This is a genomic window from Klebsiella sp. CN_Kp104 (assembly GCF_040064515.1).
Lineage (GTDB): Bacteria > Pseudomonadota > Gammaproteobacteria > Enterobacterales > Enterobacteriaceae > Klebsiella > Klebsiella aerogenes.
Genome location: NZ_JBEAII010000002.1, coordinates 155,670 through 181,365, shown reverse-complemented (window position 1 = coordinate 181,365; position 25,696 = coordinate 155,670). Strand labels below are relative to the sequence as shown.

At 56.2% G+C, this 25,696-nt stretch carries 20 protein-coding genes; 14 read left to right on the top strand and 6 right to left on the bottom strand.

Annotation, left to right across the window (positions count from 1 at the left end; genetic code table 11):
- Positions 1-7: 7 nt before the first annotated feature.
- Positions 8-766, bottom strand: a complete 759-nt coding sequence (gene yqeC, locus ABLU80_RS02785) for a selenium cofactor biosynthesis protein YqeC (protein ID WP_126027456.1) — start codon at positions 764-766, stop codon at positions 8-10.
- Between the two features lie 34 nt (positions 767-800).
- Between yqeC and ABLU80_RS02780 the strand changes: the two genes are divergently transcribed.
- From ABLU80_RS02780 to ssnA, 3 genes are all read left to right on the top strand, one after another.
- On the top strand, positions 801-1,370 hold the full coding sequence (locus tag ABLU80_RS02780; RefSeq protein ID WP_032707889.1) for an NTP transferase domain-containing protein: 570 nt from the start codon (positions 801-803) through the stop codon (positions 1,368-1,370).
- 269 nt (positions 1,371-1,639) lie between these two features.
- Entirely contained in the window at positions 1,640-4,744 is a 3,105-nt protein-coding gene (gene ygfK / locus ABLU80_RS02775; protein ID WP_348849671.1) for a putative selenate reductase subunit YgfK, read from the top strand.
- Positions 4,741-6,075, top strand: a complete 1,335-nt coding sequence (gene ssnA, locus ABLU80_RS02770) for a putative aminohydrolase SsnA (protein WP_047076702.1) — start codon at positions 4,741-4,743, stop codon at positions 6,073-6,075. Before ygfK ends, ssnA begins: the two co-directional genes overlap by 4 nt.
- A gap of 133 nt (positions 6,076-6,208) precedes the next feature.
- Here ssnA and ABLU80_RS02765 read toward each other — a convergent pair whose 3' ends face one another.
- A complete protein-coding gene (locus tag ABLU80_RS02765; RefSeq protein WP_063446544.1) occupies positions 6,209-6,685 on the bottom strand; it encodes a 4Fe-4S dicluster domain-containing protein in 477 nt (158 codons plus the stop codon).
- Positions 6,685-8,622, bottom strand: a complete 1,938-nt coding sequence (gene ygfT / locus ABLU80_RS02760) for a formate-dependent uric acid utilization protein YgfT (RefSeq protein ID WP_348849670.1) — start codon at positions 8,620-8,622, stop codon at positions 6,685-6,687. Before ygfT ends, ABLU80_RS02765 begins: the two co-directional genes overlap by 1 nt.
- Positions 8,623-9,154: 532 nt before the next feature.
- Here ygfT and ABLU80_RS02755 point away from each other — a divergent pair.
- From ABLU80_RS02755 to fdhF, 3 genes are read left to right on the top strand one after another with little or no spacing between them, the layout of a single operon-like run.
- Positions 9,155-10,624, top strand: coding sequence for a nucleobase:cation symporter-2 family protein (locus tag ABLU80_RS02755; protein ID WP_015366914.1), 1,470 nt, complete (start codon positions 9,155-9,157; stop codon positions 10,622-10,624).
- Between the two features lie 3 nt (positions 10,625-10,627).
- Entirely contained in the window at positions 10,628-10,756 is a 129-nt protein-coding gene (locus ABLU80_RS02750) for a hypothetical protein (RefSeq protein ID WP_015366915.1), read from the top strand.
- A gap of 11 nt (positions 10,757-10,767) precedes the next feature.
- Positions 10,768-12,915 (top strand): formate dehydrogenase subunit alpha, encoded by a 2,148-nt coding sequence (fdhF, locus tag ABLU80_RS02745; protein ID WP_348849669.1) that lies wholly within the window; start codon positions 10,768-10,770, stop codon positions 12,913-12,915.
- A 268-nt stretch (positions 12,916-13,183) separates the two neighbouring features.
- Here fdhF and ABLU80_RS02740 read toward each other — a convergent pair whose 3' ends face one another.
- The 3 genes from ABLU80_RS02740 to ABLU80_RS02730 form a co-directional block, all read right to left on the bottom strand.
- Positions 13,184-13,642 (bottom strand): (2Fe-2S)-binding protein, encoded by a 459-nt coding sequence (locus tag ABLU80_RS02740; protein ID WP_015366918.1) that lies wholly within the window; start codon positions 13,640-13,642, stop codon positions 13,184-13,186.
- 43 nt (positions 13,643-13,685) lie between these two features.
- Positions 13,686-16,901 (bottom strand): molybdopterin cofactor-binding domain-containing protein, encoded by a 3,216-nt coding sequence (locus ABLU80_RS02735; RefSeq protein WP_045361186.1) that lies wholly within the window; start codon positions 16,899-16,901, stop codon positions 13,686-13,688.
- A 289-nt stretch (positions 16,902-17,190) separates the two neighbouring features.
- Positions 17,191-17,961, bottom strand: coding sequence for a DeoR/GlpR family DNA-binding transcription regulator (locus ABLU80_RS02730; RefSeq protein ID WP_015705204.1), 771 nt, complete (start codon positions 17,959-17,961; stop codon positions 17,191-17,193).
- Between the two features lie 92 nt (positions 17,962-18,053).
- On the opposite strand from ABLU80_RS02730, the gene ABLU80_RS02725 reads away from it, so the two are divergent.
- From ABLU80_RS02725 to ABLU80_RS02690, 8 genes are all read left to right on the top strand, one after another.
- Positions 18,054-18,437, top strand: coding sequence for a VOC family protein (locus ABLU80_RS02725; protein WP_020079020.1), 384 nt, complete (start codon positions 18,054-18,056; stop codon positions 18,435-18,437).
- 29 nt (positions 18,438-18,466) lie between these two features.
- On the top strand, positions 18,467-19,117 hold the full coding sequence (locus tag ABLU80_RS02720) for a CatA-like O-acetyltransferase, family 1 (protein ID WP_260841813.1): 651 nt from the start codon (positions 18,467-18,469) through the stop codon (positions 19,115-19,117).
- 183 nt (positions 19,118-19,300) lie between these two features.
- Positions 19,301-21,004 (top strand): ABC transporter substrate-binding protein, encoded by a 1,704-nt coding sequence (locus ABLU80_RS02715; RefSeq protein ID WP_348849668.1) that lies wholly within the window; start codon positions 19,301-19,303, stop codon positions 21,002-21,004.
- 44 nt (positions 21,005-21,048) lie between these two features.
- The gene (locus ABLU80_RS02710; protein WP_020079022.1) at positions 21,049-22,005 is read left to right on the top strand and encodes an ABC transporter permease; all 957 of its coding nucleotides are present in this window, start codon (positions 21,049-21,051) and stop codon (positions 22,003-22,005) included.
- A 2-nt stretch (positions 22,006-22,007) separates the two neighbouring features.
- Positions 22,008-22,955, top strand: a complete 948-nt coding sequence (opp4C, locus tag ABLU80_RS02705; protein WP_032707879.1) for an oligopeptide ABC transporter permease — start codon at positions 22,008-22,010, stop codon at positions 22,953-22,955.
- Complete coding sequence (locus ABLU80_RS02700; protein WP_063445715.1) at positions 22,952-23,932, top strand: ABC transporter ATP-binding protein; 981 nt, start codon at positions 22,952-22,954, stop codon at positions 23,930-23,932. The genes opp4C and ABLU80_RS02700 overlap by 4 nt, the downstream gene beginning before the upstream one ends.
- Complete coding sequence (locus tag ABLU80_RS02695) at positions 23,929-24,897, top strand: oligopeptide/dipeptide ABC transporter ATP-binding protein (protein WP_285177045.1); 969 nt, start codon at positions 23,929-23,931, stop codon at positions 24,895-24,897. Before ABLU80_RS02700 ends, ABLU80_RS02695 begins: the two co-directional genes overlap by 4 nt.
- A gap of 123 nt (positions 24,898-25,020) precedes the next feature.
- On the top strand, positions 25,021-25,566 hold the full coding sequence (locus ABLU80_RS02690; RefSeq protein ID WP_015366928.1) for an anti-virulence regulator CigR family protein: 546 nt from the start codon (positions 25,021-25,023) through the stop codon (positions 25,564-25,566).
- The last annotated feature ends 130 nt before the right edge of the window (positions 25,567-25,696 follow it).

Sequence of the window (25,696 nt, the reverse complement as noted above, 5' to 3'; positions counted from 1 at the left end):
CGGGGCGTCACTCTGTTGTTCGTCGTCGCGTTATCGCGGGCTGCTCTTGTACTGCTCCCGCCCACAGTGCGTTAACTCCCCACTGCTGCAACAGCGCCTGCTCAGGTAAATTCTCATTTTGAGAAAGCTGATTCAGCAGCAGGATCCGGCGACTGGCGGGCGGAACGCCTTTAAACGCTCCCTGCGGATGCGTAATTAAGCGATGCAGCATTGGCCAACTCAGCGCCGTATCCGGCGCCGCGCCGGTGATCCGGGAAAAAAGGGGCCAGCGATGAACGGTCGCTGGCCCAACGTTTTGCCCGAGCCTCCAGGCCCCCATGACGGCAATAACGCAGCAACAGGATTGAGGTATGCAAGGTTCGTGCTCAGCTGGCGCTTTTAAGGCGAAACCGTGAGCCCCGTCAGCTTCTACCAGCACCACATCCGCGCGCCCCGCGGCAACCAGCGCATCAAGCTGTTGCGGGCTAAACCCACGAACCTTACCCGCAGGGGCGAGCCATGAGGCGTAGCAGGCCTGCAGCGGCCGCTGCCAAACCTCGTCAGGCAGCGCCAGCGGATCGCGGCAAATCACCACAGGTAGTGATGCCGGGAGATACATATGGGTGGTCGTGGTGATCAGAACTCGCCGGCCATACTCCAGAAAACGCTGCGCCAACCACATTAAGGTACTGGTTTTGCCTCCCGCGCCGACGGCGGAAATGAGCAGCGGACCATCATTTACGCCTAAATCACAAAACAGCGATTGCAGATGCGGTATATTTTCCATGTGCTGGCCAGGATTCCATTATTCAGGGAGGAGTATGAAACAGGTCGATTGTATTATTACCGCCGCCGGATTGTCCTCCCGGATGGGACAGTGGAAAATGATGTTACCCTGGCGCGGAACGACAATACTTGATGCAAGTATAAAAAACGCCCTGCAATTCTGCTCGCGTATTATTCTGGTGAGCGGTTTTCGCGCAGAGGAGCTACATCAACGCTATTCGGCGCATCCGCAAATAACCCTGGTTTATAATCCCAACTATCAACAGGGTCTGTTTACTTCTGTTTGCGCTGGCGCGAGCCAGGTGCGAAACAACTTCTGTTTTATCACCCTCGGCGATTTACCCTGCCTGCCGCCAGCGCTTTTCCAGCGGCTTTGGCAACAACGCGGCGACAGCGCCCTTCTTCCGCAATATCAAGGCGTACCGGGTCATCCCATCCTTATTACCGGCACACAGCTGCGCCAACTTATCACTTACGATGGACCTGACTCAATGCGCAAACGGTTATTACAGAGCCGCCATCGCTGCCTGGAGTTAGATTTTCCGCAAATGGTCTGGGATATCGATACCCCTGCTGATTTTATTCGCCTGCAAAACCAGGATTAATCATGTCTTTGTCGGGAAATTATCATTGTGATATTTCGCCGTTTATTTTGAGAAATCTCGACGGATAAAAATATAGAGTGATTTTAATTCTCATTACCATAGCGTGAGCCCATTCACATAGCCCGGCGTTCTTTAGACCTCTCTCACATTTTTAATTATTTCTCCCTCCTGTCTTTAATAACTGGTTCGATTGTTGCTCCTCCTTAACTATCCGTCGGAATAAGTACCACTAACCGGCAAATTTGATTGCACAAATAAAGGAGAGGGTTATGGGGGATATCATGCGTCCCGTCCCGTTTGAGGAATTATTGACGCGCATTTTCGATGAGTATCAACAACACCATTCCATTTTTGGTATTCCTGAGCAGCAGTTCTATTCGCCTGCCAACCAACGCCGGGTAAGCGTCTTCGGCGAAAGCTGCGCCACCCCAATCGGCCCCGCCGCCGGGCCACATACCCAACTGGCGCAGAATATCATCACCGCCTGGCTCACCGGTGGGCGGTTTATCGAGTTGAAAACCGTACAGATTCTCGACCGGCTTGAGCTGGAAAAACCCTGCATCGATGCCGAAGACGAATGCTTTAACACCGAATGGTCTACAGAATTTACGCTGCAAAAAGCGTGGGATGAGTATCTTAAAGCATGGTTTATTCTGCATCTGTTGGAAGAGATTTTCCCATTCACGCCGGCGAAGAACGGTAAGTCCTTTATTTTCAATATGAGCGTCGGTTATAACCTGGAAGGGATCAAGCAACCGCCGATGCAGCAGTTTATCGATAATATGATGAACGCCGCCGGGCAGCCAAAATTTACCCAGTACCGCGACACGCTGAACCGCTGGCTGCATGATGACGCCTTCCTCACCCGCTTGTCGCTGGATGATATTCGCCCACGGCTGGCGACGCTCGCGGAACGCATTCCTACAAAACTGGTACAAGGGGTTACCCTCTCTACCATGCATGGTTGCCCGCCAGATGAAATCGAAGCGATCTGCCGCTATATGCTGGAAGAGAAACAGCTCAACACCTTCGTGAAGCTCAATCCGACGCTGTTGGGCTACCCACGCGTACGCGAAATTCTCGACACCTGCGGCTTTGACTATATCGGTCTGAATGAAGAATCTTTTGAACACGATCTTAAAATCGGCCAGGCGCTGGAAATGTTGACGCGCCTGATGGCGTTGGCGAAAAGTAAACAACTTGGCTTCGGCGTGAAGCTGACCAACACCCTCGGCACGGTCAACAATAAAGGCGCGCTGCCCGGCGATGAGATGTATATGTCCGGCCGCGCGCTGTTCCCGCTCTCCATCAACGTTGCGGCGCTGCTCTCGCGTGAATTCGACGGCAAACTCCCGATCTCCTACTCCGGCGGCGCCAGCCAGCTCAATATTCGCGATATCTTTGAAACCGGGATCCGCCCCATTACCATGGCGACCGATCTGCTAAAACCCGGTGGTTACCTGCGTCTTAGCCAGTGCATGCGCGAGCTGGAGCAGGCCGATGGCTGGGAGATGAATCAGGTCGACGTCAAGCGCCTGAACGCGCTGGCGGAAAAAGCGGTCAGCATGGAGTACACGCAAAAACACTGGAAGCCGGACGACCGCATCGACGTTGGCGAGCCGCTGCCGTTAACCGACTGCTACGTCGCCCCTTGCGTCAGCGCCTGCGCCATCAAACAGGATATTCCGGAATACATTCGCCTGATGGGCGAGCAGCGCTATGTCGATGCGCTGGAGCTTATCTATCAACGTAACGCGCTGCCGGCGATTACCGGTCACATCTGCGATCACCAGTGCCAGTACAACTGTACGCGTCTTGACTATGACAGTGCGTTAAATATCCGCGAGCTGAAAAAAATCGCCCTTGAGAAAGGCTGGCCGGAATACCAACGCCGCTGGCATAAACCGGCGGGTTCCGGCAGCCGAAACCCGGTGGCGGTGATTGGCGCAGGCCCGGCGGGGCTGGCGGCGGGCTACTTCCTCGCCCGCGCCGGCCATCCAGTCACGCTCTTTGAGCGCGAAACCAACGCAGGCGGAGTGGTAAAAAATATCATTCCGCATTTCCGCATTCCCGCTGAACTTATCCAGCAGGATATTGAGTTCGTTGTTAATCACGGCGTCAACATTGTCTACGGCTGCGACCCGCATCTCACCGTCGAAAAACTCCGTCAGGAGGGTTATCGCTATGTACTGATCGGCACCGGCACCGACAAAAACAGCGGCGTGAAGCTTGGCGGCGATAACCCGAATATTCATAAGTCGCTCAACTTCCTGCGCGCGTTCAACCGCGGCGATCGCCTGAACGTGGGTAAACATGTGGCCATTGTCGGCGCGGGTAACACCGCAATGGACTGCGCCCGCGCGGCGCTGCGCATCCCCGGCGTTGAGAAAGCGACGGTGATTTATCGCCGCTCGCAGCAGGAGATGCCGGCATGGCGCGAGGAGTACGAAGAAGCCCTCCAGGATGGCGTTACGTTCCGTTTTCTCAGCAACCCGGAATACTTCGCCGCTGACGGCACGCTAACCGTCCGCACCATGGCCCTCGGCGAGCCTGATGAACAGGGTCGACGTCGCCCAATGCCCACCGATGAAACCTGGACGCTGCAGGTCGATACGCTGATTACCGCTATCGGCGAACAGCAGGATGGCGAAGCGCTGGCGGCAATGGGGATCCCGCTCAACGATCGCGGTTGGCCTGAAGTCAACGCTGATGGCGAAAGCCGGCTGGCTAATGTATTCCTCATTGGCGACGTACAGCGTGGCCCTTCTTCTATCGTCTCGGCGATAGGCAACGCCCGTCGCGCCAGCGATGCAATCCTCAAACGCGAGAATATCCGCAGCCACTTCGGCGATAAACAGTGGAATAACGTCGATCCCGCGGACATCTACCGCCGCAAAGGGACCATTGCTATCGCTCAGGTTGATAAAGACGACCGCGATGCCTTTGTCGCGCAGGAGGCGGAGCGCTGCCTCGAATGTAATTACGTCTGCAGCAAATGCGTTGATGTCTGCCCGAACCGCGCCAACGTCTCCATTGCGGTACCGGGGTTCGAAAACCGCTTTCAGACGCTGCACCTCGACGCGTACTGCAACGAATGCGGCAACTGCGCGCAGTTCTGCCCATGGCAGGGAAAACCCTATAAGGACAAGGTCACCGTCTTTAGCCTCGAACAGGATTTCAACAACAGCAGTAATCCGGGTTTTCTCGTGGAGCAACAGCGCGTCCACGTGCGTCAGGATGGCATGACCTGGCTGCTGGATATCGACCAGCGAGGTCAGTTCGCTGAAGTACCGCCGCAGCTGGATGCCATGTGCCGCATCATCAGCCACGTTCATCAACATCATCACTATTTGCTGGGAGCCGTCGAAGTATGAGTATCTTAATGCTTAAAAATGCCACCCTTGCCCAGCTTCACCCGGCAAAAGTGGAAGAAGGTGTCGATATCGTCATTGAAAATGACAGGATTCTCGAAACAGGCGCTAACCTTAGCCCGCGTTACCCGCAGGCGCGTATTAAGGAAATGCACGGCCGACTGGTGATGCCGGGAATGGTCTGCTCGCATAACCATTTTTATTCCGGCCTGTCGCGCGGGATCCAGGCCAATATCGCGCCGAGTCCTGATTTTATCTCGACGCTGAAAAACCTGTGGTGGCGACTGGACCGCGCGCTCGATGAGGAATCCTTATACTACAGCGGGCTTATCTGTTCGCTGGAGGCCATTCGCAGCGGCTGCACCGCCGTCATTGACCACAGCGCGTCGCCGAACTATATCGCTGGATCATTAAGTCAGTTACGTAACGCTTTCATCAAGGTCGGCCTGCGTGGCATGACCTGCTTTGAAACCACCGACCGTAACGGCGGGTTGCAGGAACTTCAGGCAAGCGTCGAGGAAAATATCCGCTTTGCCCGCGAAATCGATCGGGCGCGGGAAAGCGGCGACGAACCGTATCTGGTAGAAGCGCATATCGGGGCTCATGCGCCGTTTACGGTTCCTGATGAGGGGCTATTAATGCTTCGCGAAGCATTAAAAACAACCGGGCGCGGCCTGCATATTCATATGGCGGAAGACCGTTACGACGTTTCTCACAGCCACCATCACTACGGTAAAGATCTGCTGGTACGCCTGGCGGAGTTCGATCTCATCGATAGTAAAACGCTGGTAGCGCACGGGCTGTATCTGTCGGAAGCTGATATTGAACTGCTGAACGCGCACGATGGTTTCCTTGTCCATAACGCCCGCTCTAACATGAACAACCACGTTGGTTATAACCAGCAGTTGACGGCGTTTCGCAACCTGGCGCTGGGTACCGACGGCATCGGCTCCGATATGTTTGAAGAACTCAAGTTCGCTTTCTTTAAACACCGCGATGCCGGCGGGCCACTGTGGCCGGATAGCTTTGCGCGGGCATTAAGCAACGGTAACACGCTGCTTAGCCGCAACTTTAACGACCGTTTCGGCCGTATTGAGGCAGGCTATAAGGCGGATTTAACCATCAGCGATTATATTCCGCCGACGCCGCTGCTGGCGGCGAATCTCGCCGGGCATATCGCCTTCGGTCTGGGGGCCAGCCACGTTCATAGCGTGATGGTAAATGGCGTCATGGTCTATGAGGATCGGCAGTTCGCTATTGATTGCGATACGATTTTCGCCGAAGCGCGGAAGGTGGCGAAGAAGATGTGGCAGCGGATGGATGCGTTGCCGTAAACCCATCACGGCAAAACAAAACCCGGTCGCTGTACCGGGTTTATTTTTTGGCTTCTACCGGGGCTATAAATAGCACAGAAACATCGATCGGGTAGCCCGGATAAGACGCAGCGCGTCGCCATCCGGGACTCTCCTACAAGCTCAACAAGCTGGCGCTGGCGATCGTTCTCTGTTTCTGCAGCGCCGCCAGGGCCTCACCGGTCATCAGCGATATTGCCGCCGTTGGGCACACCGATACGCAGGCCGGGCCACCATCTCGCTGCTCGCAGAGATCGCACTTCACAATAACCGGCGGACGCGCCGCCGATGTCTCGATAGTAATCGCGCCAAATGGGCAGGCGACGACGCAGCTCTGGCAGCCAATGCAGCGCCCGGCATCGGCCTCTACCCGCTCGGCGCCCATCGCCAATGCGCCGGTCGGACAGACCCCGACGCATGGCGCGTTTTCACACTGATGGCACATCACCGGCACGCTCAACGTGTCGAGTCGCATCACCTTCAATCGCGGATGAAACTCCGCCCCTTCCGCCACATGCTCCAGTGCGCAGGCGACTTCGCAGGTACGACAGCCGATACAGGCCTGTGAACTGGCAAGAATAAAATGGGTCATCACCGCTCCTTATGGTCAAATCGCGCCAGCATTTCGCTTGCGGCCTGGCGCCCGGCAACCATAGCCGTCACCACCAGATCGGCGCCATGTACCGCATCGCCGCCGGCATAGATTTTGTCATGGCTGGTCTGTGTGGTGCCGCGACCTTTGCCGCCCGTTACAATCTGCCCCCAGCGGTCAAGTTTGATGCCATGCCCCCGCAGCCACGGCATGTCGTGAGCCTGGAAACCAAACGCCAGCACCAGCACATCGGCCGGGAGTTCGAATTCTGAACCGGCAATTGGCCGCGGGCGCCGGCGGCCATCCGGCCCTGGTTCACCCATTTCGGTACGGATCATCCCGACGGCGCTGACCTGGCCTTTACGGTTACGCAGGATATATTGCGGCTGAACGTTAAACTGAAACGCCACGCCCTCCTCCCGCGCGTTCACCACCTCTTTTTTCGAGCCTGGCATGCTTAACTCATCGCGACGATAGGCGCAGGTTACGCTCTCGGCTCCGCGACGCACCGCGGTGCGCAAACAGTCCATCGCCGTATCGCCGCCGCCCAGCACCACCACCCGCTTACCCTTAATGTCGGTTAACGGATATTCGGCGCTCTCTTCAATACCCATCACCTCACGGGTATTGGCAATCAGGAACGGCAGCGCCTGAATAACACCCGGCGCGTCTTCGCCATCAAGACCCGCGCCCATCAGCCCATAGGTGCCGACGCCTAAAAAGACCGCATCGTAGTTAGCCAGCAGTTCGCTAAAGTCCACGTCGCGCCCCACTTCCTGATTGAGATGGAAACGAATCCCCATATCGCTGAAGATCTCGCGCCGCAGCGCCATTACCGTTTTTTCCAGCTTGAAAGACGGAATGCCGAAAGTCAGCAGCCCGCCAATTTCAGGATGTTTATCAAAAACATCAACCTGTACCCCGGCGCGCGCGAGAATATCCGCGCAGCCCAGTCCCGCCGGGCCGGCGCCGATAATAGCCACGCGTTCCTGACGCGGGGCAACCTCGCCTGTGGTTGGCCGCCAGCCCATCGCCAGCGCGGTATCGGTGATATAGCGTTCCAGATTGCCAACCGCCACCGCGCCGCCTTCGTTTTTCAGCGTACAGGCACCCTCGCATAGCCTGTCCTGTGGGCAGACCCGGCCGCAGACCTCCGGCAGCGAACTACTTTGATGACAGAGTTCTGCGGCCTCAATAATCTTGCCCTCACGCACCAGTCGGATGAAATCAGGAATATGGTTGTGTAACGGGCAGGTCCAGTTGCACCAGGCTTTTTGCGCACAGTACAGGCAACGCTCGCTTTCATATTCGGCATCACATTCGCTAAGGCGCTGGTAGATCTCGGCAAAATGCGCTTTTCGCTCTTCCGCGGCAAGCTTCTTCGCCCCCACCCGCGGCGCTTTATCCAGGATCGCTTCGCGCCTTGCGCCACGTCGCTCGGCCAGCGGCTGCCCCTGGGCGGAGCGGATTTGTCTTTCCCGCTGCAACCGTTTCAGGGCGCTCTCGTCCATTACCCGCAACGCCTGAGTCGGGCAACTGGCCACGCACGCCTGCTCTGCTGAGGGGCGATCGCGACAAAGATCGCATTTTTGCGCCAGCTGCGGGCCATCTTCCCCGCTGGCGACCATCTCGATTGCGCCAAATGGGCAAGCGACGACGCAGTTTTTGCAACCGATACACTCGGACTGGGTAAACTGGATGCTGTCGTTGGCGACATACAGCGCCTGAGTCGGGCAGGAGGTGACGCAAGGCGCGTCGTTGCAATGGTGGCAAGTGGTCGCAGTACTGGTATTCCGGTGGAAGACAACATGGATGCGCGGAACAAACGCGCTGCGCTGTGCCGGCCAGGCATCCTGATGATGCGCCGTGACGCAGGCCACTTCGCAGGCATGACATCCAATACAGTTCGCAACATCGGCCACAATAAATCGATTCATTTGCTTCCCTTTTATTCTTCTGGAATAGTCTTAGGGATGGATTGCAATATTCGGGCGATATTTGGCGCTCAACTTATGTAGCCATTCATTTTTGCGAGTCAGCTCAAATTATTACTCTCCTGTGGCTCTCGAATAAATAAAACCTCATCAAATCACCGGGATGGCATCTCAACTCCGCTCTGAATTTTTATCATTTTTATCTTCTTAGCGCTTATTTTGCCTACCAAAATGAGACGATATATATCTCAAACTGATATTCGCCATTTTTATTTCTGATGCCCGCTCGCAACGTTAAACGGGCCAGCAAGAAATAGACAAGCCGACCCGTGATTGATTTCACAAATATATTACTCCACTGCCGCATCGCTCATTTTTGGCACAGCTTACGCATAACCCTCCTAACGCATAAGCAACTCCGTGCGCGTTATACGCTGGTGAACATCATCAGCAGAGGGAGGCAATGGCCTTCGAATCGTAACTTCCCCCCTTTCAGTTCGGCACGGGCGGAAGTCGTAAAGGAGACAACTACTTCATGAAAGATTTTGCCATTCCGGCCTCACGCAATACGGCGACTGTCGCGCCGGTCGATGAGGTCCTGCCAATTACGCAAATGATTCTCTATGGATTGCAGCACGTGCTGGTGATGTACGCCGGGGCGGTGGCGGTACCGCTGGTGGTGGGTAACGCGGTCGGTTTGCCTGCGGAGCATATTATTTTATTAATCAGCGCCGATTTGTTTATTTGCGGCGCCGCGACCATCGTGCAATCGATGGGCATCAAGCAGTGGTTGGGCTGCCGCCTACCGCTGATCCAGGGCTGTACTTTCGCCGCGCTGATCCCGATGGTGCTTATTGGTAAAGAGTACGGTATCGGGGCGATCTCCGGCTCGGTTATCGTCTCCGGCATTTTTATCCTCTGCTGCGCGCCGTGGATTAGCCGCCTGATTCGCTTCTTTCCAAAGGTGGTGATGGGCGGCATTGTAACGCTGATCGGCCTCTCTATTATGCCGGTCGCGGGAGGATGGATTGGCGGCGGCAGCAGCGAGATGGCCGGTTTCGGCGATCTCTTCTCGCTGCTGATGGCGGCCATCACGCTGGTCATTATTCTTAACCTGTATACCTTCGCTACCGGCGTGGTCAAAAACACCTCGGTGCTGATTGGGCTGGTGATCGGCACTATTTTATGGAGCTTCTTCAAGCCGCTGGATTTTAACCTCGTCAACGCTACGCCGTGGCTACATCTGCCACAGGTGATGCAGTTCGCCCGGCCTGAGTTTCATATCGTGCCCGTCGCCCTGCTGTCGATGGTAATGGTGGTGGTGATGGTCGAAACCATGTCGTCCATCATGGCGACCGGCGATATCGTCGGTAAACAGGTCACGGCCAGCATGCTGCGTAACGGCCTGAATACCTGCGGACTGGCGACGACGATCTGCGGCTTCTTCAACCTGTTTCCCTACGCGGCCTTTGCGCAAAACGTCGGCCTGATTGGCCTGACCGGCGTACGCAGCCGTTTCGTGGTGTCGGTCTCGGGCGTCATTCTGATGCTGATGGGCATTTTCGCCAAAATGGCGGCGCTGGTGGTACTGATTCCGAAACCGATCCTCGGCGGCGCCGGTATCGTTATGTTCGGCATGGTTGCCGTTTCCGGTATTCGTACACTCGGTCAGGTCAACTATCGCAACAATAACAACGGGATGGTGGTCGCACTCACCCTTGGTCTCGGCATGATGCCGGTATTGGTGCCGAATCTGTTTACCCAGTTCCCGCCGATGATGCAGCTGTTTCTGCACAGCGGCATCACTATCGGCACCCTGACGGCGATTGTCGCCAACCTGACGCTGAACGGCAGCGTGCCGTTCCGTATTTCTCACGATGTCCCGGAACCGGACCCGGCGCCGCCGAGCGCGGCTGCTCGCAACATGGCCGTGCGTACGGTACGCATGTGGCTGCTGCTGCGCAAGGTACAGAAAGGTCAAACCGCCGCTGACGGCCAGGAGTGATTGATGTCTATGTCGCAACGTCTGCTTTTTGCACTGTTGATGATGGCCCTGATGGCGGTTCCCGCCATCCAGGACGCCATTACCCTCGGAATTAACAGCCGTTTTATCTATCTGTTGCCGTACTATTTTTAAGGAGTCACACGATGGAAAAAGTCACCACCGTCTGTCCCTACTGCGCCGCTGGCTGTAAGCTGCGGCTGGTGGTGGACGACGGCATGGTCGTCGGCGCCGAAGCGGCCATGGGGAAAAACAATCAGGGCACCCTGTGTCTGAAAGGCTATTATGGCTGGGACTTCATTAACGATACCCAGATCCTGACCCCGCGTCTCAAAACCCCCATGATCCGTCGTAAGCGTGGCGGCAAACTGGAAGCCGTCACCTGGGATGAGGCGCTCGATTACGTCGCCACCCGCCTTGGCGCCATTAAAGAAAAATATGGCCCGGACGCGATCCAGACCACCGGCTCCTCCCGCGGGACCGGTAATGAAACCAACTACGTGATGCAAAAATTCGCGCGCGCCGTTATTGGTACCAATAACGTCGACTGCTGCGCTCGCGTCTGACACGGCCCTTCGGTTGCAGGTCTGCACCAGTCGGTCGGTAACGGCGCCATGAGTAATGCCATCACGGAGATTGATAACACCGACCTGGTGTTTATCTTCGGTTACAACCCGGCGGATTCCCACCCTATCGTGGCGAATCACGTCATTAACGCCAAACGCAACGGGGCGAAAATCATCGTCTGCGACCCGCGCAAAATTGAAACCGCGCGCATCGCCGACATGCACATCGCGCTGAAGAACGGCTCGAATATCGCGCTGCTCAACGCCATTGGCCACGTCATTATTGAAGAGGATCTGTACGATAAATCCTTCGTCGCCAGCCGTTCCGAAGGCTTCGAGGAGTATCGCAAAATCGTCGAAGGTTATACGCCGGAGTCGGTGGAAGAGATAACCGGCGTCAGCGCTCAGGAGATCCGCGCCTGCGCCCGGATGTACGCCAGCGCCAAATCCGCCGCCATCCTGTGGGGCATGGGCGTCACCCAGTTCTACCAGGGCGTGGAGACCGTACGGTCGCTGACCAGCCTTGCGATCCTTACCGGCAACCTCGGCAAGCCGAGCGTCGGCGTCAACCCGGTGCGCGGGCAGAACAACGTCCAGGGCGCCTGCGACATGGGCGCACTGCCGGATACCTATCCGGGCTACCAGTACGTTAAGTTCCCGGAAAACCGCGAGAAGTTTGCCAGAGCCTGGGGCGTCGACAGCCTGCCGGAACATACCGGTTATCGCATCAGCGAGCTGCCGCACCGCGCCGAACACGGCGAAGTCCGCGCCGCCTACATTATGGGCGAGGATCCGCTGCAGACCGATGCCGAGCTTTCCGCGGTGCGCAAGGCGTTTGAACAGCTGGAACTGGTTATCGTCCAGGATATTTTCATGACCAAAACCGCCGCCGCGGCCGACGTCATCCTGCCGTCCACCTCGTGGGGCGAGCACGAAGGCGTGTATACCGCAGCGGACCGCGGCTTCCAGCGCTTCTTTAAAGCGGTGGAGCCGAAGTGGGATCTGAAAACCGACTGGCAGATCATCAGCGAAATCGCCACCCGGATGGGCTATCCGATGCACTACAACAACACCCAGGAGATCTGGGATGAGTTGCGGCATCTGTGCCCGAACTTCTACGGCGCCACCTATGAAAAAATGGGCGAGCTCGGCTATGTCATGTGGCCATGCCGCGATGAGTCCGACGCCGACCAGGGGACGTCGTATCTGTTTAAAGAGACATTCTCTACACCGAGCGGTAAAGCCCAGTTCTTCACCTGCGACTGGGTCGCGCCGGGAGATAAACTCTCTGAACAGTATCCGTTGGTGCTCTCAACGGTGCGCGAAGTCGGCCACTACTCCTGCCGTTCGATGACCGGCAACTGCGCGGCCTTAACCAGGCTTGCCGATGAACCCGGCTATGCGCAAATCAACACCGCCGACGCCGAACGGTTAGGTATCGAGGATGAAGCGCTGGTGTGGGTCAATTCGCGTAAGGGTCGCATCATCACCCGCGCGCAGGTCAGCGATCGGCCGAATAAAGGCGCAGTGTACATGACCTACCAGTGGTGGATCGGCGCCTGTAACGAGCTGGTGTCGGAGAACCTGAGTCCGATAACCAAAACGCCGGAGTACAAGTACTGCGCGGTTAACGTTGAGCGGATTGCCGATCAGCGCGCGGCGGAACAGTACGTGATCGACGAGTACAACAAGCTGAAAGCCCGCCTGCGCGAAAGCGCGATGGGTTAAGGTTCGACGGCCATACCCGATATCCGGAAACCCTCCCCGGTGGCGCTTACGCTTACCGGGGCTACCAACCAAATACCGAACCGTAGCCCGGATAAGGCGCTATGTGCCGCTATCCGGGAATCCTCCCCCGGTGGCGCTTACGCTTACCGGGGCTACCAACCGAATACCGAACCGTAGCCCGGATAAGGCGCTGTGCGCCGCTATCCGGGAACCCTCCCCCGGTGGCGCTTACCGGGGCTACTAACAAAACAGAAGCCCCGTTACAAGATCACGATTTAATCGCGTGTTGAATGGAATCAATAATCGGCTGATAGCCGGTACAGCGGCACATATTGCCTTCTAATACATCCTTTATTTGCGCTTCGTCCGGATGCGGCTCTTTGGTTAATAATTCGGTGGCGCTGACCAGTACTCCCGGCGTACAGAACCCGCACTGCACGCCGCCCTTCTCAATAAATGCATCCTGTAATTTTTGCGTAATCGGATTATCGTTTAACCCTTCGAGCGTCTCGATCTCCGCTTCATCACACTGTTCGGCCAGTACCAGACAAGAACAAACGGCGTTACCGTCCATCAGCACCGTGCAGGCGCCGCATTCGCCAATCGAACATCCCTCTTTGGTGGCGGTAAGATGCAATGTATCCCGCACCAGATCCAATAGGCGCATATTGCCTTCTACTTTTGCTTCCACCAGCTTGCCGTTTACCTTCACTTTAATTGTGCTCATAGCTCTATCCTGTACAGGGCGCTCTGGCGCCCTGATTGAATCATTAAATCCCTGAGGCCCGTTGCGCCTCGGCCATCATGTCGCGGAACATATTAACGAACACCGGCTGCTTATATGCCGCCGACCAGCGCTTACCGATGGCCGCATAGATAAGCTTGTCCAGCACCTCGCAGGCGCTGTTAATCGTGTCGCTATTTAACGGTTTCCCTAGCAGGCAGCGTTCAATATCCAGTAACCGCTGCGGCTTACTGAACAGCGCGCCGTCCACCAGACGGCAGTAGCTCACCGTGCCATCATCAGCAAAATCGAGCAGCGCGCTCAGGCTCTGACGGGTGATGTTGAGCGCGTTGCGCCGCCCTAACTGGTGATAGAAACCTTTAGCCCGCGGACGCGCCGGCGGCGGCAGTATCACTTTGGTCAAAAGTTCATCCGGCTGGCGCTGGGTCTTGTAGCCGGACAGCAAAAACTCGCCCAGACCGAGGGTGCGTACGCCATTTAGCGAGCGCAGCTCGATGCGCGCGTCATAGAGGATGGCAGGTGGAATGGAATCGCCGCAGGGCGCGGCGTTGACGATATTGCCGCCGATGGTGGCGCGATTACGGATCTGGTGCGAACCGACGGTATGACAGGCCTGCGCCAGCAGCGGGTAACGTTCGCGCAGCAGCGGATGATCGGTAATACGGTTAAAAGTCATCGCCCCGCCAATGATGACCTCATGGCTGACCGGATCTTCGCTCACCTGCGTCAACTCCGGCAGACGGGAAATATCAACCAACCGCAGCGCGCGGGTTTGCAGACGCCCCTGCACAATCACATCGGTACCGCCGGCGATAGCCGTTACGCCCTCTTGCGCCAGCAGGGTTAACGCCTCCTGCAGGCTTTTCGCGCGAGTCACTTCCACGTCAGTGAGGCGCAGCACCTGCTTCTTGTTTTCTGCCTCCAGCATCATTTCGCTTTGGCGAACCGGCTTTTTCAGGTTGTAACCGAGGATCACCTGTTCGAGGGTCAACGGTAATTTATTAAACCGCGTCTCGAGGGCAAAACTCACCGCGTTATTGATGGCCGCCGCCGCGAGTTCAGTAGCTGGCTCGCCGATCCCCTTCGCCCCCAGAGGCCCAGCGATATCCGGGTTTTCTACGCCGATAATTGTCATCGGCGGAATATCTTTCATCGTCGGCAGCAGGTAGCTGTCGAAGTTTTCCGATTTGACCTGGCCATTTTCAATGTTGAAATCTTCCAGCAGCGCGTAGCCAAAACCCTGCGCCACCCCACCGTAAACCTGACCTTCAAACCCCACCGGGTTGAGTACCCGGCCCACGTCATGGGCGGCGGTAACATGCAGCAAATCGGTTTTACCGGTGCTGGTATTCACCCGTACCTCCGCCACCTGGCAGCCGTAGACCCAGGTAAAGTACGGGCTGCCGCAGCCTTTTTCTTCATCCCAATGAATGGGCGGCGGCACAAACCAGCCGTACTCGGTCAGGCTGACGCTGGCCCATTTGGTTTTATTAACCGCGGTTTTGAAATCAATACGCCGTTCACTGTCCTGGACGTTGATGATAAAGCCATCCTGCCACAAGGTTTCAGCCAACTCGCGGGTACCGATGCTGTCGCCGACGACGCTGAGAATGCGGCGTTTTATCTTGTCCGCGGCGTCAAGAATCGCCCCACCGCCGACCATAGTCCCACGGGTTGCCGCCGTCGATCCGCCGTCGCCGATAACCGAGGTCGGCGGTTCCATAAAATGCAGTTCCGATAGAGGAATACCAAAGGCTTCCGCGGCGATTAGCGACATCGCGGTTTGCAGACCCTGACCGTTTTCAGAAACCGATGTCGCCAGATTGACGCTGCCGTCCTCATTCACCTGAATGAGCGCCGTCGAGGTATCTACCCCTTCCGCGCCGATGGAACAACCACGGTAGCTCAGCGCCAGGCCAATGCCATAGCGATAAACGCCGCCTTTTTGGTTCAATTCACGATAGTGCTGGCGTTTTGCCGCAAATTCCGAGGCATTCACCGCCTTACTCAGGACTTCAGTCGCCGAGACGGTGTGTTTATCAAACCGCTGCCCGGTGACCGAGGTATCGCCCTGACGCAGCGCGTTCACTTCACGCACCGCCACCGGCGAGAGATTGAGCACTTCGGCAATTTCATCCATAAAGGATTCGTTGGCGTAAACCACCTGTGGTGAACCGAAACCACGCATCGCCGAGGTATAGCTGTTGTTGGTATAGACGGCTTTAACGTCGATATGGACGTTATCAATATTGTACGGCCCAGCGGCCTGCACCGAAGAACGCCATGTGACGAACGGGGAGGACGCCGCATAGCCGCCGCTGTCGGCAAGAATATCGATTTTGATCGCCAGAATGCGTCCGTTGTCGTCCACCCCGGCGCGATACTTCATTTTATAAGGGTGGCGCTTACAGCTTTCGATAATGGACTGCTCGCGGGTGTAGGTAAATTTCACCGGACGACCGGTCAGGCGCGTCATCAATGCGGAACGGCAGGCCAGATGATCGATGATGTCATCTTTGCCGCCGAACGAGCCGCCCATCACCGCGCGTTTGACGTTAATCTGGCTCTGCGGGCAGCCCATAAACTTAGCCACGAAACTGCGTACGCGGTGCGGGTTCTGAATGGAGCCGGAGATAATCAGGCTACCATCGGTGGGATCAAGCCAGGTCAGTACGACTTCCGGTTCAATGTAAGCGTGTTCCTGGAAGCCCACTTCATATTCACGTTCAATCACGTGACTGGCTTCGGCAAAGCCTATGGCGATGTCGCCCTTAACGGTGTGGTGATGGGCGGCGATATTATCGCTGCGCTCCGGGTGAATTCGCCGGGCGTCCGGCGCCAGCGCGGCTTCTACGTCCGTTAGCGGCTCATAGGGCGTATAGCGCACATGTATTTTATCCGCCGCTTCGCAGGCGGCTTCATAACTGGTTGCCGCCACCACAGCGACGACATCGCCGTGGAAGACTACCTCGTCTTTGACGATAGGCAGATAATCTTTGACGATAATCCCCACGACCGGAGTACCGGGAATATCTTGCCAGGTGGCAATTTTTACCACGCCTGCAACATTCAGCGCCTCGCTAAGATCTATCGCCTCGATTTTCCCGGCGGGTATATCCGCAAAGCGGCAAACGCCATACAGCATGCCCGGTAAGGTAATATCGTCGCCATAAACGGCCGTTCCTTTGACTTTCGCCAGTCCATCCACGCGCCGTAGCGGCGCTGAAGGTGAAGCACACATAACAGTCCCCTCAATGATTATCCGTTGCGGGCAATCCCGGGTTTGCTAAACGTCGCGCTACCCATAACCCATGGGAAAAGCCTCATCACCGATAACAAATCCAAGATTTGTGCCAGAAATCAATGAGGTGCTACGTAAGCTTCGTTTTTGTGAGTCGCCGCGCAAAACACGGCTAAAGTGCGGAGAAAATGGCGCTACGAAGGCCGCGGCCCGCAGGCCAGAAACATTTCGCCGCCATTTTTATCAAAGTGATAGCCCGGTTTTCTCAAATTAATAATTTGCCCGTGTGCTAAACGGTATAGATACGGATCTCGTGTTCACGGAAAGCATCCCGGTATTTACGGCTGATGTTTTCCTCCACGACCAGCACGTCAATGGCGCTGCTTTCAGCTACCACAAAACGCGCGACGGCGGGGATTTTATCTGAGGTTAAGCCAACGATAATTTCACTGCACTGTTTGATAACCGCTTTCTTAAATTCACAATCGGCGTGATCAAAGCCGGTTAGACCTGACTCCGGAGCCATTGCGCAGCCGCCAATAAATCCCTGATCGAAGAGGATCCCCTGCACCTGGGCCACCGCCGATGCGCCGACACAACCGCCAGCCGCGCGTTGCACCAGACCTCCGAGCATCACAACCTCGTAAAGCGGTTTTTTAAGCAGAACCGCCGCAATTTCCGGGGAATTGGTAACCACGGTTAAGGCCAGTTCGCCCGGTAGCGCTTCCGCCATTGCCAGGTTGGTGGTGCCGGTATCAATAAAAATACAGCCGCCCGGTTTCACTAGCTGTGCGCATTTCTGTGCGATTCTGCTCTTTGTTGCCCTGTTTTTCTCTTTACGTTCGTTGTACTCCATGGATTCCGGCAGGGTCATCACCGCGCCGCCGTAGACTTTCTTACAATATCCGTCTTTGCTCAACTCATGAAGATCGCGGCGAATAGTGTGTTCAGAGACCTGTAAGCGCTGGGCCAGATCGGCGCAGACGACCCTACCGTCCTCCTGCAGGATCTGACAAATCAGCGCTTGTCGTTGCTGAGGGAAAGCTGCATAATCGAGCACAACAACTCCTTAAAATAAACATAACGAGCAGAAAAGAGCATAATCGTTCACTTATGCGCATGCTGTCAACCCGACCCTTTACGAGGTAAACCATGAAAGTTGCCCATATCGCCCTCTGGACCCGCCATCTTGAGCAGCAAGCACGCTTTTGGGTGGAGTTTTTTGCCGGTGAAATCAACGAAAAATACCGTAGTAAAACCAATCCTGGTTTTGAATCCTACTTTGTAAAAATTAGCTCTGACGTGGCCATTGAGTTAATGACCAAACCCGGTTTACATGACTCGACCCACGATAACAACCATACGGGATGGGTGCATCTGGCGATCGCCGTCGGCGGCACGGAACAGGTGAATGCGTTAGCCAAACGCGCTGAAATGGCGGGAATTTTAGTCTCTGCCCCACGCACCACCGGCGATGGCTATTATGAGGCGGTTATCAAAGACCCTGATGGAAACCTGGTGGAAATCGTCGCATAGTAAGGCAAATCCACATGAAGGAGTCGACCGTGGCACATTATCGCGTCATTGATAAAGCGAGCTGGCCTCGCCTGGATCACTTTACGTTCTACCGTACCTTTGCCAATCCCAGCTTCAATCTGTGCGTGCCGGTAGAAGCGCAACAGTTATACACCTGCGCGAAAGACCGGGGCGTTTCCTTCTTTCAACTGGCATTATTCGGCCTGTTGCGCGCGGCCAACGCCGTACCGCAGCTGAAACAGCGCCTGCACAACGACGATATCATCGAATATGACGCCATCTCGGTGATGACGCCAATCATGACCGCCAGCGAAGGTTTTCGCCAGGTATGGTGCGATAACGCCGCTGATTTCCCCGCGTTTAGCGCCGCCGCGACGCCGCGCATTGAGGCTGCAAGAAGCACCAACCCCTCACCGCTTATCGTGGAAGAAGAAAATTTCTTTTGTGCCAGTTGCCTGCCGTGGCTGCACTTCAGCGCCATGACCCATGCGGAATACTACGTGGGCGCGGCGGTACCCGCCCTGACGTGGGGAAAACTGAAAAATGGCATCATTCCGGTTGCCGGCCGGTTTAATCACGCTTTTGTTGATGGCCTGCACGCCAGCCGTTTTTATGCCGAAGTCGAATATTATTTCGCCAACCCGCAGGCCCTGTGGCTGCCGGTTGAGGCCGGCGATTAGCTGCCGCGGCATAAAGAACAATCTACTATGACTTCCCCGAAAACCGGCATTATATTGCCGGTTTTTTGCTAATGCGAAATGGCTATAAACCATAGCGTTTCGTTGTTAGACAGTATTCAGCGCGCCTCTTATCTTCGTCATGAATTGTAAATAACAACGCAATCATTTGATGAGGTAGCACTTTTGTCCAGATTACGGCAAGGATTAAAAACCAGACAAACGCGCTTCGCGCTGGCGCTGAAAGTGGCGCTGCTCGGTAGCATGGTGGCATTTTCTTCTGTCGCCAACGCCGACGATATTCTTAAAGAAGGGATCACTCCCGCAACTGATGCCAGCCAGATCCCGGCCAGCGCCAAACTGCGTAAAGACACGGTGGTGGCCGGCATTTCCGAACCGCAGGGGATCTTTAACCCTTACTTCTTCGTCAACGGTTGGGATGAGAACGTCACCAACGTTATTTTTTCACGCCTGATTGACTGGGACAGTCAGGGTAAGCTGGTGCCGGGGCTGGCTGAGAGCTGGACGGTGAGCGCGGATAACAAAGTCTATACCATCAAATTACGCCCTAACCTGACTTTCAGTGACGGATCGCCACTCACCGCGGAGGATGTCGCCTTTACGCTGACCGTTCTGCTCGACCCGAAATATGACGGCGATACCGATATCACTCTGGCCAATATCGCCGGCGGCGCGGAATATAAAGCCGGCAAAGCCGATAGCGTGAGCGGCCTGAAAGTTATCGATCCGCTGACCCTGCAGGTTACTACCACCCAGCCGGGCGCGACAACGCTGGCGAAAATCGGCGGTCCGGTATTATCGAAAGCCTGGTACGGCAAAGGGTATCAACGCGGAAATCTGGATTATCTGCGTTCTCTGCACGGAAAACCGCTGGGTAACGGTCCTTATGTCTACGATAAATATATTCCCGGTCAGGAGATTCGCTTCCACGCCAACACGCATTTTTATCGCGGTACGCCGCCAACGCTGCGCTTTATCTATCGCGTGACCAATCCGTCTACCAATTTCCAGCTATTTCAGACCGGCGAAACCGACTACGACGCCTTCACCTCGCGCCCGGATGATATTGAGCAGCTTAAGATGCTCGGTTTTGCCAATATCAACCTGTACGGCTCCAGCGACTACAGCCAGGTGGAGTTCAACCTCCATCGCCCGGCGCTGCAGGATAAAAAAGTGCGTCAGGCGCTGATTTACGGGCTGGACCGCCAGAAGTTAATCGACGTGGTGTATCAGGGATACGGCAAGGTAGCCATTGAACCGATCGCGCCTATTTCCTGGGCCTTCAATGCGCAGGGCGTCAACCCCTACCATTACGATCCGGTGCAAGCGAAAAAACTGCTCGATGAAGCGGGCTGGCTGCCTGGCGCCGATGGCATCCGCGTGAAAGACGGTAAGCGACTGGAATTGACCCTGCTGGCGAGCAAAAAAGTCATTAACGATGCGCTGATCCCAATTGCCAAAGAGAACTGGCGGCAGATAGGCGTGCTGCTGAAACCGCAGGTGGTTGATTTCAATGCGCTGATGGCGCAGCGCAAAGCGGGTAATTACGATCTGGCGTCGTTTAGCACCAGTACTCTCAACGATCCGCATGACGGCGTGTGGGACTTCTACAGCAGCGAGGCCAAAGAGTCGGGCTATCACAACGCTGAAGTCGATAAGCTTATCAATGCGGGCAACGCGGTGCTGGATGTCGAACAACGCAAGCCTATCTATCACCAGCTGTATCAGGTGCTGGCCGAGGATCCGCCGGTTATCCTGCTGGGATACCGGGAGATTCTTTCCGCCAGCAGCGCCCGGGTGACCGGCTTTAAGCCGGATATCTATAACGGCCTCACCGGCAGTTTGCCGGACGTGAAAATCGTGAAGTAAATACCCCAGCCGCCGGCCCCCCCGGCGGCTGATGTGAGAATGTTATGAAAAATTTCATCCTGAGGCGCCTATTGCAAACGCTGCCGATGCTGCTGCTGGCCTCCTTTATCATTTTTATGCTCTTTGCCAAAACCCCCGGCGACTTTATCGATGGCAACATTACCCTGACGGCCGCCCGCGCCGCCGAACTGAAGGCGATATACGGCCTCGACCAGCCGCTCTTCACCCGCTACCTTCACTGGCTGGGGCAACTGCTGCGCGGGGATTTAGGCTTCTCGCTGCAATACCAAATTCCGGTCAGCCAGTTACTGAACCAGTACATCTGGAACTCCTTCCTGCTGGCAAGCGTGGCGCTGGTCTTCTACTGGGGTATCGGCCTGACGGTTGGCGTAGTCTCCGCGCTCAGACCTAATTCATGGTTCGATCATCTGGTGAGTATCGCGGTGTTCGCCGCCATGTCCTTCCCCACCTTTTTCCTCTGCTTGCTGCTGATTAAGTGGTTTGCCGTCGACCTCCACTGGCTGCCGGTAGGCGGGATGACCAATACCGGTAGCGACGATAGCGGCTGGCGGTATGTGCTGCAGGTCGCCGCTCATCTGGTACTGCCGGTACTGGCGCTGGTGATGCTGCAGGCCGGCAGCCTGACGCGCTATTTTCGCGCCAGCATGCTTGACGTGGTGAAGATGGATTTCATTCGTACCGCCCGAGCTAAAGGGCTGCGAGAACGCACGGTTATCATGAAACACGCGCTGCGCAATGCGCTACTGCCGGTCATCACCCTGCTTGGCTTCGAACTGCCGGGATTGTTCTCTGGCGCCATCATTACCGAAAAAGTATTTAACTGGCCGGGCGCCGGGCACATTCATATCGATTCGCTGGCCGCTCGCGATTATCCGGTATTGATGGGGTTTACCCTGTTTCTGGCGGTGCTGACGATCATCGGTAATTTACTGGCCGATGTGCTCTACGCGTGGGCCGATCCGCGCATTCGAGTGAGGTAATGATGATAACTTCCCTGTTTGGTTACCGTCGCCGCCTGCGCCAGGCGACAATCCCCGCGCTTGCGCAAATAACCCCCTCTCCATGGCGTCAGGCATGGCGCCAACTGCGCCGCAACCGGATGGCGATGCTGTGTTTAATCCTGCTTGCGGTGATGGCCACGTGGTGCGTACTCGGACCGATATGGTCGCCGTGGAAAGATGACGCCACCGATGCGCTGATGGTCAACAAACCGCCCGGCGCCGAACACTGGCTGGGGACCGATTTTCTTGGCCGCGATATCTATACGCGTCTACTACTGGCCGGGCGCATTTCGCTGATAATCGGCCTGCTGACCATGCTGCTGTCGGTAACGCTGGGCTACCTGCTGGGAGCGCTGTCGGGCTACGTCGGCGGGCTCACCGATAAACTGATTATGCGGCTGGCCGATCTGGTGATGACGATCCCCAGTCTGCCTTTATTAATCGTCGCCGGCGCGATGCTCTCCGAGCTCGATTTTTCGCCGGATTCCCGCATCTGGATGGTGGTGATTATGCTCAGCCTGCTGGAGTGGCCAAAGCTGGCGCGGCTGGTGCGCGGGCAGTGCCTGTCGCTACGCGAGCGCGATTTTATGCTGGCGACGCAGGTACTGGGGTTATCAGCGCGCCGCCGCCTGTTTGGCCACCTACTGCCCAATACCATCCCGATACTGGTGGTGATGGCGACAATGGCGGTCGCTAACGCCATTCTGAGCGAATCGGCGCTGAGCTACCTTGGCCTTGGCGTAGTACCGCCGACGCCGTCGTGGGGCAATATGATGGATGCCGCCAACAGCCTGATTGATTTTCAGCGGCGACCCTGGCTATGGATGCCTCCGGGGATTGCCATCTTTATTACCGTCATTGCTATCAACGTGCTGGGTGACGGCCTGCGCGACGCAATGGACCCGAAAATGAAACAGAGGCTGAAATGAGCGCACCATTAATTTCTTTTAAGCAACTTTCGGTCTCTTTCGCTGCTGAAGGAAGCCGGGTGCGCGCGGTACAGGAGGTCTCTTTTTCGATTCAGGCCGGGCAAACGGTAGGTATCGTCGGTGAGTCCGGCTGCGGCAAAAGCGTGACCGCCATGTCGCTAATGGGCCTATTGCCTCCCCAGGCCGCGCGCATTGACGGCGGCGAGATCCTTTTCGAAGGACGCGATCTGCTCACGCTGAAAGCGCGTCACATGGCCGACCTGCGCGGCAACCAGTTGGCGATGATCTTCCAGGAGCCGATGTCGGCGCTCAACCCGGTACTGACCATAGGCGAACAGCTCTGCGAGCCGCTCATCCGCCACCGCGGCGACTCGCCGCAAGCCGCCTGGCAGCGTGCAATACACCTGTTGAACGAGGTGGGACTGGCGCGCAGCGAAAGCCTGATGGCGTACTATCCGCATCAACTTTCCGGCGGTATGCTGCAACGGGTGATGATCGCCATGGCGCTGAGCTGCGGGCCGCAATTATTGATAGCGGATGAACCAACTACCGCGCTGGATGTCACCGTGCAGGCGCAGATCCTGCGTCTGATACGTGACCGCGCGCGCGAAAGCCAGATGGCGATGCTGCTGATCACCCACGATCTGGGGGTAATCGCGCAGATGGCCGAAAGGGTCGTCGTAATGTATGCCGGGCGGATTGTCGAACAGGGAACCACCGTCGAGGTGCTGCGCCAGCCCCAGCACCCCTATACCCGCGGACTTATCGCCTCGCGTCCGGTGCCGGGCGCGCGCCGCCGCCGGCTTTACTCCATTCCCGGTCAGGTGCCGGATCTCGCGCAACTGCCTGCGGGCTGCGCGTTTGCCGATCGCTGCGAACAGGCAACCGCACGCTGCCGTCAGGACACCCCGCCACTTTTAGGGTCCTCGCATCAGGCGGCCTGTTTTTATAGTCAATTCGCGGAGTCGGTGGTATGAACCAGCCCTATTTAATTGAAGTTAATGGCTTGAAAAAGTATTTCCCGCTGCGCGACGGCCTGTTCGGCCAGCAGACCGGCGAACTGCGCGCGGTCGATGACGTCAGTTTTAATATCCGTCCGGGAACGATTTTCGGCCTCGTCGGAGAATCCGGTAGTGGTAAAACCACCGTTGGTCGAACCTTGCTTGGATTGTATGAAAAGACCGCCGGCAGCATTAAATTCCGCGGTCAGGAGTTATCCGAACTGTCAGCGGCGGCAATGCAGGCCCTACGACCGAAAATTCAACTGGTGTTTCAGGATCCCTATAGTTCACTGAACCCACGCATTCGCATCGGCGAGGCGATTGGCGAGGCGATGCTGCAGCATAAACTATGCACGCGCGCTGAACTCTATGAGAAAGTCATTGCGGTGATGAAGATATGCGGGCTGGCGCCTCAGCATTACCACCGTTTTCCGCATGAATTTTCCGGCGGTCAGCGGCAGCGCATCGGCATCGCCCGCGCGCTTATCCTCAATCCGGACTTTATCGTCGCCGATGAACCCATTTCCGCACTCGATGTGTCGATTCAGGCGCAGATTATCAATCTGTTTGCCGACCTGCGCGACGAGCGTGGCGTCACCTTTCTATTCATCTCCCATGACCTCGGAGTCGTGGAGCATCTGTGCGACGACGTGGCGGTGATGTACCTCGGTCAACTGGTGGAAACCGCCAGCCGCGATGCGCTGTTTAGCCGCCCTCTTCATCCCTATACCCAGGCGCTGCTGGCCGCGGTACCCACCCTCGATCCTGAAAGCGAACCACAGGCGGTCGTTCAGGGGGAAATCCCGGATCCGTCGCGCCCGCCTGAGGGCTGCCGGTTTTCGTCACGCTGCCCGCAGGCAAGTGACCGCTGCCGCAGTCAGGCGCCGACGCTTCGTGAAATTTCGCCTGGACACCTGGTCGCCTGTCATTGGGCAGGATAGTGATGACCAGCATGAGGCGAGGCATATTTTCTACGGAGTATAAAAATAAGAAAACATGACATTGTTAAGGTTATGCGCACGTCATATCTTCAAAGCGTGTACTTCACTTTAAGGAACACCCTTATGATTAAGCGTCGCACTCTCAAATCTGCACTTGCGGCGGTTATTTCGCTCGCCGTCCTTGCCGCACCAGTTTATGCCAACCCTGGTAATGGCAACGGGGGTGGCGGAGGTCATGGCAATAGCGGCGGAGGTGGCAACCACGGTAATAGCGGTGGAAACCACGGCAATAGCGGTAACCATGGCAACAGCAGTGACCACAGCAACAAAGGCCAGGGAAATGATAAGTCGAAAGAGGATCACGGTAACCGTAAAAACTACGGCAAACCCGACCATGTCGACTCTGATATTAGCTTCTCGCGAGCCCGTTCTCTGGCGGTGAATTATGGTCTGGTAGGTTATCAGGCGCTACCGCCGGGTATTGCAAAAAATGTGGTTCGCGGCAAACCATTACCTCCAGGTATTGCCAAAAAAACGTTGCCGGCATCTATGATTAACGATCTGCCTTACTACCCGGGTTATGAATGGCGTGCAGTAGGCGATGATTTAGTGCTGGTTGCGTTAAGTACCGCAATCGTCACTTCCGTCATTAACGGCGTTTTTGATTAATTTTTTCACCTTTCAGGCTACACGCCGAACGTCAAAAAGGCCCATCATCAGGATGGGCTTTTTTTTGCTTTATGCGACAGGGAATAATGAGGATCCAGACGGACTGGCGGAAAGCGCTAAGAATATTGCC

Coding starts and splice junctions, on each gene's coding strand:
- ABLU80_RS02695 (WP_285177045.1), top strand. CDS start 23,929: ATGAACCAGCCCTATTTAATTGAAGTTAATGGCTTGAAAAAGTATTTC.
- ABLU80_RS02740 (WP_015366918.1), bottom strand. CDS start 13,642: ATGAGCACAATTAAAGTGAAGGTAAACGGCAAGCTGGTGGAAGCAAAA.
- ABLU80_RS02755 (WP_015366914.1), top strand. CDS start 9,155: ATGAAAGATTTTGCCATTCCGGCCTCACGCAATACGGCGACTGTCGCG.
- ABLU80_RS02700 (WP_063445715.1), top strand. CDS start 22,952: ATGAGCGCACCATTAATTTCTTTTAAGCAACTTTCGGTCTCTTTCGCT.
- ssnA (WP_047076702.1), top strand. CDS start 4,741: ATGAGTATCTTAATGCTTAAAAATGCCACCCTTGCCCAGCTTCACCCG.
- opp4C (WP_032707879.1), top strand. CDS start 22,008: ATGATAACTTCCCTGTTTGGTTACCGTCGCCGCCTGCGCCAGGCGACA.
- ygfT (WP_348849670.1), bottom strand. CDS start 8,622: ATGAATCGATTTATTGTGGCCGATGTTGCGAACTGTATTGGATGTCAT.
- ABLU80_RS02725 (WP_020079020.1), top strand. CDS start 18,054: ATGAAAGTTGCCCATATCGCCCTCTGGACCCGCCATCTTGAGCAGCAA.
- ABLU80_RS02765 (WP_063446544.1), bottom strand. CDS start 6,685: ATGACCCATTTTATTCTTGCCAGTTCACAGGCCTGTATCGGCTGTCGT.
- ABLU80_RS02750 (WP_015366915.1), top strand. CDS start 10,628: ATGTCTATGTCGCAACGTCTGCTTTTTGCACTGTTGATGATGGCCCTG.
- ygfK (WP_348849671.1), top strand. CDS start 1,640: ATGGGGGATATCATGCGTCCCGTCCCGTTTGAGGAATTATTGACGCGC.
- yqeC (WP_126027456.1), bottom strand. CDS start 766: ATGGAAAATATACCGCATCTGCAATCGCTGTTTTGTGATTTAGGCGTA.
- ABLU80_RS02710 (WP_020079022.1), top strand. CDS start 21,049: ATGAAAAATTTCATCCTGAGGCGCCTATTGCAAACGCTGCCGATGCTG.
- ABLU80_RS02780 (WP_032707889.1), top strand. CDS start 801: ATGAAACAGGTCGATTGTATTATTACCGCCGCCGGATTGTCCTCCCGG.
- ABLU80_RS02690 (WP_015366928.1), top strand. CDS start 25,021: ATGATTAAGCGTCGCACTCTCAAATCTGCACTTGCGGCGGTTATTTCG.
- ABLU80_RS02735 (WP_045361186.1), bottom strand. CDS start 16,901: ATGTGTGCTTCACCTTCAGCGCCGCTACGGCGCGTGGATGGACTGGCG.